Consider the following 12,419-nt stretch of genomic DNA (forward strand, 5'->3'; position numbering starts at 1 on the left):
CGCAAACCATGCGTTGCGCCCAGTGCGCCGCGCGGATTGCCGCGGCGAGAGGGAAGTGCCTGTGGGAAGACGCTTTGGGGTCAGTCGAATTCCAGAAGCAGCGCTGCCTGCTCCTGGAGCACGGAAAATTCCAGTGCGAAGCCGTAGTCGAAATGACGCACGACATTGCCGCGCAGGCTGCCGAGGAACACCGTCGTTCCCATCGGCGGCTTGACGGCCGTTTCCACTGCAGCGCCCGACGACGAGAGATCAACGATACGGCAGGGGTGCTCGACCTCGCCCGGCAGGCGTATCGTGCTGACGGGATTGCCCGGCGTGATGCGCTCGTGCCGGCGGTCTTCCGGCAAGCCCAGCTCGTGCCGGTTGGCCAGCCAGGTCAGCTGCGCCGCAAGCCTGTCCCGCTTGCGTTCGGAGGCGGTAAGCGTGAGGGCAAAGCCGTCTTCGAAGATGCGCGCGATGCGTCCCTCGATTCGGCCGATATGGTCGAGATAGGCGACCACCCGCTCCTCCGGCCGGCCGATCCGCTCCGCTTTGAGCGCCACGTTGCCCGGCGACATGTCGATGACGCGGCAGGGATGTTCCGAACGGTCCTGCAGCATATAGCGGCCGGAAAGGTTGACTTTTACGCGCTGAAAGCTCCGCCTTTCGACGCGCAGGGACATCGGGTTCGGCGCCATTGCCATCGTCATAGTCCTTCCGGCAGCCGCCGGGAAATCGGCCGGAACGCTAGGCCTGATCCGTTAAGAACGGGTAATCTACCGCTATTCGCGCCGGCCGCCATCAAAGACGACGAGATGGCGGATACGCCGGCCATTGCCGGCGAGCGCTTCTCCGGGCGCCCCGCCGTCCTCGAAGAGCGGCGGGACGGCGACCTTCGGGCGGCTCCGCAACATCACCGGCTCCCGGTCGGGGTCGATGACCCGGAAGCCCTCCAAATGGTTCTGTAGGATCGGATCGGCGCCGAGCCAATATGGTTTGGCAGCCGGCAGGATCGTGCCAAGGGCGTGCGGGCGTTCTCCGCCCCCGTCGAGTGGCAGGATGACAAGCTCGAAGGGGTTGCTGCGTCCCTCGCGACTGACGCCTTCGAAGTTGACGGCGACGACCGACTGGTCGTCGAGGGCGGATTCAACCAGCCGGCCAAGGACCTTCTGGTCATTCTCCGCCCAAAGCGATGCGAAGGAATGGCCCTTCAGCTCCTTGCCGTAGCTCGAACAAATGCGCGTGCCGGCAAGGCGGAACACCGCTCGACGGCGGGCGTCCTGCTCCAGGATGAAGGTGTCGGCCAGGAGCGCCTTGATCTCGGCAGGCTCGATTTCCATCCGCCGGGGTGCGGCCCGGCTTCCGCGCAGCCTGTTCCAATACAGGAACAATGCCATCGAACCGTCCTGAATCATGCCGCCTGTCTCGTTTTGAAAATCGGTTCCTGTCCCAAAGGCGAACAAGAGCAGCGCTCCCGGTACCTCATTGCAGGACAAGCAGGATGCGTGCCAGCCCCGCCGGCGGTTGTTCACTGGAGGGATTTGTTAGGGTTAACCAAGGGTAAATGCCGGAAATCAGGCATTTTCTGGCTCTGTGAGGCCTGCTGCGGGGCGGAAGGTCGCCCGGGCTGGCACACCCCTTGCTTAGCTTAGGACGGGACCAGGGGGCTCGACCAAAGAAGCCGTTCGGCGGAAACGCTGGGCGGCTTCTGTTTTTCGGCTATCTCTGTTAGGGCATTTTCGACCATCACCATATCTAGCCCATGACAGACAGCGCCACTGAAGAGGATCCGCGATCCGAGGAGGAGCGGCCGCGCCGAGAGCCGGTGTTCAACCTGGCGGGCGTGGTGACCGTTCTGATCGTGCTGTGCACTGCCATCCACCTGATGCGAGGCTACCTGCTCGGCCCGCAGGCAGACGACCGGCTGCTCCTGCATTTCGCCTTCCTCCCGATTCGCTATACCGGCAACTTTCCCTTCGACATCTACGCCCTGATCAGCACGGTCACCTATTCCTTCCTGCATGGCAGCCTGGCGCATTTGGCCGTGAATATGGTCGCGCTGGCGGCGTTCGGGTCGCCGCTTGCGAATCGGATCGGGACGGCGCGCTTTCTCCTCTTCTGGGCCGCAGCCACGCTGGCTTCCGCTTTGCTGCATTTTGCGGTCTATTCGGGCGATGCGATGCCGCTCATCGGCGCGTCGGGTGCCGTATCGGGTATGTGGGGCGCGGCTGCCCGGTTCGACTTCCGGGTCGACCGCCGGGCGGAAAAGCCCGGCTTCGCCGGTCCGGTTCAGCCGCTTCAGGCGGTCTTCAGGTCGCGCATGGCGCTCCTCTTCATCGGCACGTGGTTCGTGGCCAACATCGCCGTCGGCCTCGCATCTGGGAGCGGCGGCGGGCCGCTCATAGCTTGGGTGGCGCATATCGGCGGCTTCGTCTTCGGCCTCTTGGCGATCCCGCTTTTCGACCGGAGGCAGCCCGCTCCTGAAGCTGCAGGCTGACGCCCGCTTGCAAAGCAGGCCGGGTGAGCGCAACATCCCAGCGGGGGAGGTTCGGGGGCTGTTGACGCGAGGAGGATCGCATGACTGTCAAGGCCATTCTCGACACGAAGGGCCGCGAGGTGGTGACAATCGCTGCCGACAAGACGTTGCGGGAGGCCGCCGAGCTTCTCGCCGAGAGGCGGATTGGCGCGGTGGTTGTCATGGACGGGCAGGGGCACACCGGCGGGATTCTTTCCGAACGCGACATTGTCCGCGCCATTGCCGCCGACGGCCCGGCGGCGCTTGAACGTGCCGTCGGGACGGTCATGACCGCGCGCGTGAAGACATGCCGCGAGACCCACACGGTCAACGAAGTGATGCAGATCATGACGCAGGGTCGCTTCCGCCACCTGCCGGTAGAGAAGGACGGGCGCCTTGCCGGCATCATCTCGATCGGCGACGTGGTCAAGCGCCGCATCGAGGAGGTCGAGCGGGAGGCGGATGAAATCCGTACCTATATCGCCACGGCCTGACGGGTGGAGGCCGCCGGCGGACCGGCAGCCTCCTTCAGGTCACCGGTTGTCCAGCTGTGAGCGGACGAGCTGCAAGCCGCGCCGCGTGATGCGGTACGGACCGCCCTTCTCCGACGCAATGGCGTGCTTGCGCTTCACCTTGCGGAACATCGCAAGGTCGAGCCCCGGAAACTGCCAGCCGTCCCGGGTGATGCAGGAAAGTTCGACGATGCGGCCGCGCTCGTCCTTTTCGACGTCGATCCGGCCGCCTTGTGCCAAAATGTGCAAAATGCGCTGTTCGGCGCGCGAGATGTCCATTTCTGATCCTGGAAAACCTGTGGCGCATGCGCGCCAAACCTATGAGCCGCGCTGCCGGGAAGGCGGCGCGGGGTTCAGGTTCAGCCCTGGCCCGTTCGGGGCTCAGGGCTTCAGCAGGTCTCCAGCTGGGTAGACATCAAAACTCCGTCTGCGGGGAGCGCTCATAGCGCAGGATGCGGCCGCTTGGAAGGGGCCTTGTGCTTGCCACACTGGCGCGTTTGTTCTAGCCAAGGCGCAGTTCAATTCCCGCATTTTCGGACGCCAATGACAATCATCGATACGCGCACGCCCGATCCGAAACGGCTCATCCCCGGCGCCACCGGCGACTGGGAGGTGATCATCGGCATGGAGATTCATGCCCAGGTGACCTCGCGCGCGAAGCTCTTTTCCGGCGCCTCGACCGAGTTCGGCGCGGAGCCCAACTCCAATGTGTCGCTCGTCGACGCGGCCATGCCGGGCATGCTCCCCGTCATCAACGAGGAGTGCGTGAAGCAGGCGATCCGCACCGGGCTGGGGTTGAAGGCCAAGATCAATCACCGCTCGGTCTTCGACCGCAAGAACTATTTTTATCCTGACCTGCCGCAGGGCTATCAGATCTCACAATACAAGCAGCCGATCGTGGGCGAAGGCGTGGTGACGGTCTCCGTCGGGCCCGCCAAGGACGGCAGCTTCGAGCAGATCGAGGTCGGCATCGAGCGTCTGCACCTGGAGCAGGACGCGGGAAAATCGCTGCACGATCAGCACCCGACCATGTCCTATGTGGATCTGAACCGGTCGGGCGTCGCGCTGATGGAGATCGTGTCGAAGCCCGACATCCGGTCGGCGGACGAGGCCAAGGCCTTCCTCACGAAGCTGCGCACCATCCTGCGCTATCTCGGCACCTGCGACGGCAATATGGACGAGGGTTCCATGCGCGCCGACGTCAACGTGTCCGTGCGCCGCCCGGGCGAACCCTTCGGTACGCGCTGCGAGATCAAGAACGTCAATTCCATCCGCTTCGTCGGCCAGGCCATCGAATCGGAGGCGCGGCGGCAGATCGCCATTCTCGAGGACGGCGGCAGGATCGAGCAGGAGACGCGGCTCTTCGATCCCGGCAAAGGCGAGACGCGTTCCATGCGGTCAAAGGAAGAGGCGCATGACTATCGCTATTTCCCGGATCCGGATCTCGTGCCGCTCGTCTTCGACCAGGCCTATGTGGATGCACTCGCCGCCGAGCTGCCGGAACTGCCGGACGCCAAGAAGGCCCGGTTCATCGAAAGTTTCGGCCTGTCGGAATACGACGCCTCGGTGCTCGTCGCCGAGAAGGCCACGGCCGACTACTTCGAAAGGCTTGCCGCCGGCCGCGACGGCAAGACGGCGGCGAACTGGGTCATTAACGACCTTCTGGGCGCCTTGAACAGGACCGGCAAGGCGATCGAGGAAACGCCTGTTTCGCCGGATCAACTGGGCGCCATCATCGACCTCATCAAGGATGGGACGATCTCCGGCAAGATCGCCAAGGACCTGTTCGAGATCGTCTGGAACGAGGGAGGCGATCCGAACCGCATCGTTGAGGAGCGCGGCCTGAAGCAGGTGACCGACACCGGCGCCATCGAGAAGGCGGTGGACGAGGTGATCGCCGCCAATCCGGACAAGGTCGAGCAGGCCAGGGCCAAACCCACGCTTGCCGGCTGGTTCGTCGGCCAGGTGATGAAGGCCACCGGGGGCAAGGCCAACCCGCAGGCGGTGAACGCGTTGGTGAAAGCAAAGCTCGGGATCGAATGAGCGCGGGCCCGGATGCCTTCTTCATCCGCAGCGCCATGCGCTCGGACCTCGATGCCGTCCGCAGCCTCCTGGTCGAAACCTGGCACGACACCTATGACGCGCTGATCGGCCGCGAAAAGGTGACGGAGATCACCCATTCCTGGCATTCTGTCCCGGCGCTTGCAGCGCGGCTGGAGCGCGCCCGTTCCGAGTTCATCGTCGCCGATAATGGCGGGCAGATCGCTGGCATGGCCTATGCGGAAGCCAGCAAGGACGGCAGGACCGTACTTTTGCGCCAACTCTATGTCCTTCCTTCGATGCAGCGGCAGGGCATCGGCAGCCAACTCCTGAACGAGATCGCCGATTGCTATCCGGAAGCACGGCGCGTCGTCGTCGAGGTGGAGGAAAAGAACGAGCGGGCGATCGCCTTCTATCGTGCCCACGGTTTCTGGGAGAGCGAGAGGAGGGCCGATCCGCTGGGGCATGAGGTCGTCGTCTATCAGCGCGCCGCAGCGGTATGGAGCGGCTTGTGACGGAAGTAGGCGCGGGAGAGCTTCTGATCCGCGCGGCGCGGCGCGAGGACCTTCCCTTCCTTGTTGCGATGTTTGCGGCCGATGCTCTCGGCGGCCACGGCGATACCATCGACGACGATGCGGCCGGCGACTATCTGCAGGCTTTCGAGCGCATCGAAGGGAGCGCCAATGACAGGCTCTATGTGGCGGAACTGGGAGGCGAGGTGGTGGGGACCTTCCAGACCACCTTGATCACTTCGCTGAGTGCGCGCGGCGCTACCAACATGACCATAGAGGCGGTGCAGACCCGGCCTGACATGCGCGGCCGTGGCATTGGCGCGGCCATGATCCGCTATGCGGTCGAACGGGCGCGCGAGGCCGGCGCGCGGCAGGTGCAGCTTACCTCGAACCTCGCCCGCGTCGATGCGCACCGCTTCTACGAGCGGCTTGGCTTTGCGAAGAGTCACGCAGGTTTCAAGATGAAGCTTCGATGAGCGGCGAAAACGCGCGCGGCCCTTGCGTTCGAGCGGCGGCATCGCCATAACCCGGGCCAACGGCAGAGCCTTGCCGAATGAGGATGCCATGAAAGAATTCCTGACGCAATTCTTCACCTGGTGGAACAGCCAGACCCTCAACACCCGCTTCTACACCTGGCGCAAGGGCCAACGGGTCGGCGAGGACGAGTTCGGCAATGTCTATTATCAAGGCGGCACGGATTCGGAGGGGCGCACGCGCCGCTGGGTGATATTCAGCGGCTATTCGGAAGCGTCCCAGGTGCCGCCCGGTTGGCATGGCTGGCTGCACCACAAGGTGGATACCCCGCCCACCGCCGAGGACTACAAGCCTTTGGAGTGGCAAAAGCCGCATCTTCCCAATCTCACCGGCACGCCCGCCGCCTATCGGCCGCGCGGCTCTGTGCTCACCAAGGAAGCCCGGCCGCGCGTGACCGGCGACTACGACGCCTGGACGCCGGGCGGCTGAGCGCTTCTCGCCACAATTGTGCATTAGGCACCGGGGCATACCATCGACGCAATAAACGGAGCGGGATCGACAGGATGACGGCTCGAAGGCTTTTCAGCCGCGCCACGCTGGCGCTTCTAGGCCTGGGCATCGGCTTTGCGCCGGCGCATGCGGAGCGCGTCAAAAACCCGGTTGCCGAATTCAGCGGCGTCGACAAGATCACCGGCCGCATCACCACCTTCGACGTCTATATGAACGAGACGCGGGAATTCGGCGCGCTGCAGGTGACGCCGCGCGTCTGCTATAGTTCGCCGGAGACGGAGGAGCCCAAGACCGACGCCTTCGTGGAGGTCAAGGAGGTCACGCTGGATCTTGAGATACGGCCCATCTTCTCGGGCTGGATGTTCGCGGAAAGCCCCGGCGTGAACGCCATCGAGCATCCGGTCTTCGACCTGTGGCTGAAAAGCTGCAAGCAGAAATCGGACGTGCCGCCGCCGAAGACCAACTAGCCAGCGGCAGCAGGGCCTTTCAGGTTCAGAACTTCGCCGTCCCCTCGAGGGCATCCGCCAGCAGCTGCTCATAGCGCCGCCGCGGCACGTCGACGGCGCCGAAGCGCTTCAGGTGAGACGTGGTGAACTGCGTGTCGAGTAGAAGGAAGTTCTGCCGCCTCAGCCGTTCCACCAGATGCACAAGGCAGACCTTCGAAGCATTCGGCTCGCGTGAGAACATGCTCTCGCCGAAAAAGGCACGGCCGAGCGCCACGCCGTAGAGCCCGCCCACCAGCCTTTCGTCGCGCCAAGCCTCCACCGTGTGGCAGTAGCCGCGTCGGAAAAGCTCGGTATAGGCCTCGCGGATCGGCTCGTTTATCCACGTGTCCCGACGGTCGGGCCCGGACTCGGCGCAGGCGGCGATCACCCCGGCAAAGTCGGTGTCGTAGCGGATATCGAAGGGCTGCCGGCGCATCAGCTTTTTCAAGCTGTGCGGAACATGGAACTTGTCGAGCGGAATGACGCCGCGGCTCTCCGGACGCACCCAGAAGACCTCTGGATCGTCGGCGTGCTCCGCCATGGGGAACACGCCGGTGGCATAGGCGCGCAGAAGCAGGTCCGGCGGGATGTGGAAGCCAGGCGCAAGAGGGCGCGTCATCGCGGCGTCCGCTGACTATCCGCTCTGCGCCAGATAGTTCTCCAGCCAATGGATATCATAGTCGCCATTCGCCACATCCACATTGCCGACCAGGTCGCGGAACAGCGGCAAGGTGGAATTGATGCCGTCGACGACGAATTCGTCAAGGGCGCGGCGTAAGCGCATCATGCATTCGACCCGGTTGCGGCCATGCACGATGAGCTTGCCGATCAGGCTGTCGTAGTAGGGCGGGATGCGGTAGCCGGAATAGACTGCCGAATCGACGCGCACGCCGAGCCCGCCCGGTGTATGGTAATGGGTGATCGTTCCGGGCGAGGGGACGAAGGTGCGCGGGTCCTCGGCATTGATGCGGCACTCGATGGCGTGACCCTGGAAGCGGACCTCGTCCTGGCACACGGAAAGCCCGCCGCCCGAGGCGACACGGATCTGCTCATGCACCAGGTCGATGCCGGTGATCGCCTCGGTCACCGGATGCTCTACCTGAAGCCGGGTGTTCATCTCGATGAAATAGAACTCGCCGTTCTCGTAGAGGAACTCGACCGTGCCGGCGCCGGAATAGCCGAGATCGGCCATGGCGTTCGCCACCGTCTCGCCGATCTGCATGCGCTGCTCGACATTGAGGGCCGGCGAGTTCGCCTCTTCCCACACCTTCTGGTGACGGCGCTGCAGCGAGCAGTCGCGTTCACCAAGATGGATCGCATTGCCGGCACCGTCGCCCATGACCTGGACCTCGATGTGGCGCGGCTTTTCCAGATATTTCTCGATATAGACGGCATCGTCTCCGAAGGCGGCACCCGCCTCCGAGCGCGCCGTGGAAATCGCAGTGGAAAGGTCCGCTTCCGTCAGCGCCACCTTCATGCCGCGCCCGCCGCCGCCGGCGGAGGCCTTGATCAGCACGGGATAGCCGATCTCCGCGGCAATGCGCTTTGCCTCGCGGTCGTCGCGCACCGCGCCTTCCGAGCCCGGCACGACGGGGATTCCGAGGCGCTTGGCCGTCCGCTTGGCCTCGATCTTGTCGCCCATGATGCGGATATGTTCGGCGGAGGGACCGATAAAGGTGATGTTGTGGGCCGCGAGGATGTCGGCGAACTTCGCGTTCTCCGAGAGGAAGCCGTAGCCCGGATGGATGGCGTCCGCCCCGGTAATCTCGCAGGCGGCAAGGATCTGGTGGATGTTGAGATAGCTGTCTCGCGACGGAGGCGGGCCGATGCAGACGCTTTCGTCGGCAAGGCGGACATGCATCGCGTCGGCGTCGGCGGTGGAATGCACGGCTACGGTCTTGATCCCGAGTTCCTTGCAGGCGCGCAGGACCCGGAGCGCGATTTCGCCGCGATTGGCAATGAGGACTTTCTGAAACATCGTGCCCTGGCCCTATTCGACGACGACCAGAGGCTCGCCATATTCGACCGGTTGGCCATCCTCGAAGAGGATGGCCTTCACCACTCCGGCGCGGGGCGAGGGGATCTGGTTCATCGTCTTCATGGCTTCGATGATGAGGAGTGTCTGCCCCTTCTCAACCGACTGGCCGACCTCGACGAAGGGCGGCGAGCCGGGAGCCGGCGAGCGGTAGGCGGTGCCGACCATAGGAGAGGGGACGGCATTCTTGGAGATGTCCGTGCCTTGGGAGACCTTCTCTTCCTTGGCCGGGGCGGAGCCCGCCGGTTGCGCCGCGACGGGCGCGGAGGGTGTTGCCGGAGCGGCAGCCTGCACGATTGTGGTCTGGCGGGCAACGCGTATGCGCATGCCCCCGTCTTCCACTTCGATCTCGCTCAACTTGGTTTCGTCGAGAATCGTCGCCAGATCGCGGATGAGCTGCTGGTCAACACCGTTTTTCTTCATGGACATGCCTTTTCCCAGTTGCCTCATGGCGAATTACGTCCGTGCCGCCAGCGCCTCGAGCGCCAGCGCATAGCCGATCGGACCAAGACCGCATATCATGCCCGTTGCGGCCGGAGCTATCGTCGAGCGATGCCGAAAAGGCTCTCGCGCGTGGATGTTTGAGAGGTGAACCTCGATCACCGGCAGAGGGCCGACGGCCCGGATTGCATCGTGGAGCGCTATGGAGGTGTGGCCATAGGCGCCGGGGTTCAGAACGACGCCCGATGCGCTCTCCCCGGCTTCCTGGATCCAGTCGACCAGCACGCCCTCGTGATTGCTCTGGCGAAATTCGACCGTCAGCCCGAGGCCCTCCGCACGGTTGCGGCAGTCGGCCTCGATCTCGGCGAGCGACGTGCTGCCATAGATGCCGGGCTCCCGCTTGCCGAGCATGTTCAGATTGGGTCCGTTGAGGACATAGACTGGTTTCGCCATGGTTGATCCCCCGACGGGCATCCGCCGTCGCTGCCCTCTATAGTCGGCTTCCTCGGCGCCGGAAAGAGCGCGCATGCGCTCTTTCCCGCAGGATACAGGGGCAAAGTTCCGGCAGGGCGCCTACTGGCGGGCGGCCGCGATCTTCTCGCTCAGATGATCGTGCCCAAGGGCGCCGGAGATGATCTCGTTGCCCACCACATAGGCGGGCGTGCCGCTAATCTGCAGCCTGTTCGCAAGTTCATAGGTCTCGCCGAACATCTTCTCGATCTCGGGATCCTTCATTTCCTGGCGCAGCGCCGCCTCGTCCGCGCCGAGCTCCAGCGCCAGCTTGATGGCCGTTTCCTCGTTCGCCCGGCCTTCCGTGCCCAGAAGGCGGCGGTGGTATTCCGCGTATTTCTCCGGCACGAGCTTGCGGAACGCTACGGAGACGACATGCGCCTGGTGGGATTCGGGACCCAGGATGGGGAATTCCTTGAGCACGAAGCGCAGATTCTTGTCGCTGGCAATGAGTGCTTCCATGTCGCTGAGTGCGCGCTTGCAGTAGCCGCAATTGTAGTCGAAGAATTCCACGATCGTGACGTCGCCCTGCGGATTGCCGATGACGCCGTCATTCGCGTTGTTGAAGATCTGCTCGGCGGCTTCGGAAATAGCCTGCCGGCTGGCGGCGGCCTGCTCCGTCCGCATCTTTGCTTCCAGCGCCGACTGGACCTCCAGGAGGAGTTCAGGATTGGCCAGCAGATAGTCGCGGACGATCGCCTCTACCTGCGGCTTCGTCAGTCCCGTGGCTCCCGGCTGCTGCTCCTGGGCGTTCAAGCGGTCTGGGAGCGTGGTGGCCGTCAGGCCGCCGATGGCGAGAGCCGAAGCCACAGAGGTCGCGAGGAGCGCTTTTTTCATGGGTTGTCCTTTGTAAGAGCCTTGGCCGGCCGGTGGCGCGGCAGCGTTTTGATCGCGGACGGGCCGCGCATTATCTCCTGCGCGGCTCGCGGAACTCGATAATGTCCTGGGCGCGCACCCATTCGGGCGAGCCGCGCTGCAGCTTCATCTGCGCGCGGGTCGCCAGAATCTTGGCGTCACGATACGCGCCCGCATGGAAATAGCCTTCTGCCGTCGCCAGCTCAGCCGCGCCGATTTCGCCAATCTGGCCATAGGCCTGGGCGAGGTAGCGGTAGCCGTTCACATATTCGGGCTCGCGTGAAAGGCCGCTCTTCAGCTCCGCGGCGGCGCGCCGGACCAGCTCGCGGTCGCCGGTGGCAAGGAGAGCCTGGCCATAGCCCACCTGCATGAGGCCGGAGGGGGAGCGGGACAGTTTTACGGCCCGCGCATAGGCTTCCGCGGCCTCGCGCGGCCGGTTCGCCTTGATCAGGATCTCGCCGCGCAATTCGTGAAAATACGGATTCTGCGGGTGGGCAGCGATCAGCCGGTCCACCTTGGTGAGCGCGCCGCGCGGATTGCCGTAGAGATGGGTCGTGATCGCGTCGGCATAAAGCGCCGGCAGGCCGCCCGGATTGTTGCGGAAAACGCGGGCAGCGGCGTTCTGCCCGGCGGTGTAGGCGGCGATCTTTGCCCGCGCCAGGTCGTGCCGCAGCTGCAGCTCCGGCGGATCGGTTCGGTTGTAGAAACGGCTCCTCTGCACCAGCTCCTGCAGGTTGGCGATGCGTTCGCGCGGCATCGGGTGGCTGAGCTGATAAGGATCGACATTGACGCCGGCGAGCGCCATGTCGCCGGCCATGCGCTGGAAGGTAACGAGCATGCCGCGCCCGGACTGGCCGGTGCGCTCAAGATAGTCGATCGCCGAGCGGTCGGCCGTGGTCTCTTCGGTACGCTGGTAGCCGAGAAGGCTGCGGCGCGCAGCCTCAGAGCCGCCCATGGCAAGTCCCGCGCCGGCGCCGGCAAGGTCGCCCTGGTCCGAAGCGGCAGCCGCCACGCTCGCGCCCATGCCGACGAGGGCGGCCACGATGGCCAGGGTCTGGGCACGCGCGATCTGCTCGCGCAGCCGGTGCTGGTGTCCCCCGGCAAGATGGCCCACTTCGTGGGCGATGACGCCGATGATCTCGTTCGGCGTCTCGGCCGTGAGTAGCGCGCCCGTATGGATGAAGATGCGCCGGCCCGCGACGAAGGCGTTGAAGCGATGATCGTTGACGAGAATGATCTCCGTGCCGGAGCGCGTGAGGCCGGCGGCCTTCAGGATCGGGCCGGCATAGTCGGCCACGAGCGCCTCGATCTCCGCGTCGCGGACGACCGGCACGTTCCGCTGCGCATTGGCAGGCGCGGCAGCCACGAGCGCATGGGCCGCGAGAAGAATCGCGGCAACGGCACGGGCAAGTTTGGCGGCGGGCAGGGCGCGGGTCTTCAGCATTTGCAGCGACCGGTACTTTGACATCGTGGCGATGAAAAGGCGATGAGCACGCCGTCAATACGTTGTGATTTCAAGCCGAAGCGCTCTCCTGAGACCACAGCCAAGCT

At 64.6% G+C, this 12,419-nt stretch carries 16 protein-coding genes; 7 read left to right on the forward strand and 9 right to left on the reverse strand.

Annotation, left to right across the window (positions count from 1 at the left end):
* Positions 1-80: 80 nt before the first annotated feature.
* A complete protein-coding gene (locus RIN79_RS10025; RefSeq protein ID WP_309084575.1) occupies positions 81-683 on the reverse strand; it encodes a PilZ domain-containing protein in 603 nt (200 codons plus the stop codon).
* 78 nt (positions 684-761) lie between these two features.
* Positions 762-1,394 (reverse strand): PAS domain-containing protein, encoded by a 633-nt coding sequence (locus tag RIN79_RS10030; RefSeq protein ID WP_309084515.1) that lies wholly within the window; start codon positions 1,392-1,394, stop codon positions 762-764.
* A 347-nt stretch (positions 1,395-1,741) separates the two neighbouring features.
* On the opposite strand from RIN79_RS10030, the gene RIN79_RS10035 reads away from it, so the two are divergent.
* Both RIN79_RS10035 and RIN79_RS10040 read left to right on the forward strand, forming a co-directional pair.
* On the forward strand, positions 1,742-2,476 hold the full coding sequence (locus RIN79_RS10035; protein WP_309084516.1) for a rhomboid family intramembrane serine protease: 735 nt from the start codon (positions 1,742-1,744) through the stop codon (positions 2,474-2,476).
* 80 nt (positions 2,477-2,556) lie between these two features.
* Positions 2,557-2,988 carry a CBS domain-containing protein gene (locus tag RIN79_RS10040; protein WP_309084517.1) on the forward strand — a complete coding sequence of 144 codons (432 nt, stop codon included), beginning with the start codon at positions 2,557-2,559 and terminating at the stop codon, positions 2,986-2,988.
* Positions 2,989-3,027: 39 nt separating this feature from the next.
* Here the strand turns inward: RIN79_RS10040 and RIN79_RS10045 are convergent, their stop codons facing one another.
* Entirely contained in the window at positions 3,028-3,285 is a 258-nt protein-coding gene (locus tag RIN79_RS10045) for a YjhX family toxin (protein WP_309084518.1), read from the reverse strand.
* A 264-nt stretch (positions 3,286-3,549) separates the two neighbouring features.
* Here RIN79_RS10045 and gatB point away from each other — a divergent pair, with 264 nt between their 5' ends.
* The 5 genes from gatB to RIN79_RS10070 all read left to right on the forward strand — a co-directional run bounded on the left by gatB (position 3,550) and on the right by RIN79_RS10070 (position 7,009).
* Positions 3,550-5,049, forward strand: a complete 1,500-nt coding sequence (gene gatB, locus RIN79_RS10050) for an Asp-tRNA(Asn)/Glu-tRNA(Gln) amidotransferase subunit GatB (RefSeq protein WP_309084519.1) — start codon at positions 3,550-3,552, stop codon at positions 5,047-5,049.
* Positions 5,046-5,561 carry a GNAT family N-acetyltransferase gene (locus RIN79_RS10055; RefSeq protein WP_309084520.1) on the forward strand — a complete coding sequence of 172 codons (516 nt, stop codon included), beginning with the start codon at positions 5,046-5,048 and terminating at the stop codon, positions 5,559-5,561. The genes gatB and RIN79_RS10055 overlap by 4 nt, the downstream gene beginning before the upstream one ends.
* Positions 5,546-6,034: a GNAT family N-acetyltransferase gene (locus RIN79_RS10060; RefSeq protein ID WP_309084521.1), complete on the forward strand. Its 489-nt coding sequence runs from the start codon at positions 5,546-5,548 to the stop codon at positions 6,032-6,034. The genes RIN79_RS10055 and RIN79_RS10060 overlap by 16 nt, the downstream gene beginning before the upstream one ends.
* A gap of 88 nt (positions 6,035-6,122) precedes the next feature.
* The gene (locus RIN79_RS10065; protein WP_309084522.1) at positions 6,123-6,521 is read left to right on the forward strand and encodes an NADH:ubiquinone oxidoreductase subunit NDUFA12; all 399 of its coding nucleotides are present in this window, start codon (positions 6,123-6,125) and stop codon (positions 6,519-6,521) included.
* A 74-nt stretch (positions 6,522-6,595) separates the two neighbouring features.
* Positions 6,596-7,009 (forward strand): DUF2155 domain-containing protein, encoded by a 414-nt coding sequence (locus tag RIN79_RS10070; RefSeq protein WP_309084523.1) that lies wholly within the window; start codon positions 6,596-6,598, stop codon positions 7,007-7,009.
* 25 nt (positions 7,010-7,034) lie between these two features.
* On the opposite strand, the gene aat is transcribed toward RIN79_RS10070, so the two are convergent.
* The 6 genes from aat to RIN79_RS10100 all read right to left on the reverse strand — a co-directional run bounded on the left by aat (position 7,035) and on the right by RIN79_RS10100 (position 12,312).
* Positions 7,035-7,646: a leucyl/phenylalanyl-tRNA--protein transferase gene (gene aat / locus RIN79_RS10075; RefSeq protein ID WP_309084524.1), complete on the reverse strand. Its 612-nt coding sequence runs from the start codon at positions 7,644-7,646 to the stop codon at positions 7,035-7,037.
* 15 nt (positions 7,647-7,661) lie between these two features.
* Positions 7,662-9,005 carry an acetyl-CoA carboxylase biotin carboxylase subunit gene (gene accC / locus RIN79_RS10080; RefSeq protein ID WP_309084525.1) on the reverse strand — a complete coding sequence of 448 codons (1,344 nt, stop codon included), beginning with the start codon at positions 9,003-9,005 and terminating at the stop codon, positions 7,662-7,664.
* Positions 9,006-9,017: 12 nt separating this feature from the next.
* On the reverse strand, positions 9,018-9,491 hold the full coding sequence (accB, locus tag RIN79_RS10085; protein WP_309084526.1) for an acetyl-CoA carboxylase biotin carboxyl carrier protein: 474 nt from the start codon (positions 9,489-9,491) through the stop codon (positions 9,018-9,020).
* Between the two features lie 27 nt (positions 9,492-9,518).
* Positions 9,519-9,956: a type II 3-dehydroquinate dehydratase gene (gene aroQ, locus RIN79_RS10090; protein ID WP_309084576.1), complete on the reverse strand. Its 438-nt coding sequence runs from the start codon at positions 9,954-9,956 to the stop codon at positions 9,519-9,521.
* A gap of 120 nt (positions 9,957-10,076) precedes the next feature.
* Positions 10,077-10,850 carry a DsbA family protein gene (locus tag RIN79_RS10095; RefSeq protein ID WP_309084527.1) on the reverse strand — a complete coding sequence of 258 codons (774 nt, stop codon included), beginning with the start codon at positions 10,848-10,850 and terminating at the stop codon, positions 10,077-10,079.
* 70 nt (positions 10,851-10,920) lie between these two features.
* Positions 10,921-12,312, reverse strand: a complete 1,392-nt coding sequence (locus RIN79_RS10100) for a M48 family metalloprotease (protein ID WP_309084528.1) — start codon at positions 12,310-12,312, stop codon at positions 10,921-10,923.
* Positions 12,313-12,419: the final 107 nt, after the last annotated feature.

This window comes from Chelativorans sp., assembly GCF_031180965.1.
Classification (GTDB): Bacteria; Pseudomonadota; Alphaproteobacteria; order Rhizobiales; family Rhizobiaceae; genus Chelativorans.

Bases quoted from the DNA above. Each gene is read 5' to 3' on its own strand.
- RIN79_RS10025 (WP_309084575.1), bottom strand. From the start codon at position 683: ATGGCAATGGCGCCGAACCCGATGTCCCTGCGCGTCGAAAGGCGGAGC.
- RIN79_RS10030 (WP_309084515.1), bottom strand. From the start codon at position 1,394: ATGATTCAGGACGGTTCGATGGCATTGTTCCTGTATTGGAACAGGCTG.
- RIN79_RS10035 (WP_309084516.1), top strand. From the start codon at position 1,742: ATGACAGACAGCGCCACTGAAGAGGATCCGCGATCCGAGGAGGAGCGG.
- RIN79_RS10040 (WP_309084517.1), top strand. From the start codon at position 2,557: ATGACTGTCAAGGCCATTCTCGACACGAAGGGCCGCGAGGTGGTGACA.
- RIN79_RS10045 (WP_309084518.1), bottom strand. From the start codon at position 3,285: ATGGACATCTCGCGCGCCGAACAGCGCATTTTGCACATTTTGGCACAA.
- gatB (WP_309084519.1), top strand. From the start codon at position 3,550: ATGACAATCATCGATACGCGCACGCCCGATCCGAAACGGCTCATCCCC.
- RIN79_RS10055 (WP_309084520.1), top strand. From the start codon at position 5,046: ATGAGCGCGGGCCCGGATGCCTTCTTCATCCGCAGCGCCATGCGCTCG.
- RIN79_RS10060 (WP_309084521.1), top strand. From the start codon at position 5,546: ATGGAGCGGCTTGTGACGGAAGTAGGCGCGGGAGAGCTTCTGATCCGC.
- RIN79_RS10065 (WP_309084522.1), top strand. From the start codon at position 6,123: ATGAAAGAATTCCTGACGCAATTCTTCACCTGGTGGAACAGCCAGACC.
- RIN79_RS10070 (WP_309084523.1), top strand. From the start codon at position 6,596: ATGACGGCTCGAAGGCTTTTCAGCCGCGCCACGCTGGCGCTTCTAGGC.
- aat (WP_309084524.1), bottom strand. From the start codon at position 7,646: ATGACGCGCCCTCTTGCGCCTGGCTTCCACATCCCGCCGGACCTGCTT.
- accC (WP_309084525.1), bottom strand. From the start codon at position 9,005: ATGTTTCAGAAAGTCCTCATTGCCAATCGCGGCGAAATCGCGCTCCGG.
- accB (WP_309084526.1), bottom strand. From the start codon at position 9,491: ATGTCCATGAAGAAAAACGGTGTTGACCAGCAGCTCATCCGCGATCTG.
- aroQ (WP_309084576.1), bottom strand. From the start codon at position 9,956: ATGGCGAAACCAGTCTATGTCCTCAACGGACCCAATCTGAACATGCTC.
- RIN79_RS10095 (WP_309084527.1), bottom strand. From the start codon at position 10,850: ATGAAAAAAGCGCTCCTCGCGACCTCTGTGGCTTCGGCTCTCGCCATC.
- RIN79_RS10100 (WP_309084528.1), bottom strand. From the start codon at position 12,312: ATGCTGAAGACCCGCGCCCTGCCCGCCGCCAAACTTGCCCGTGCCGTT.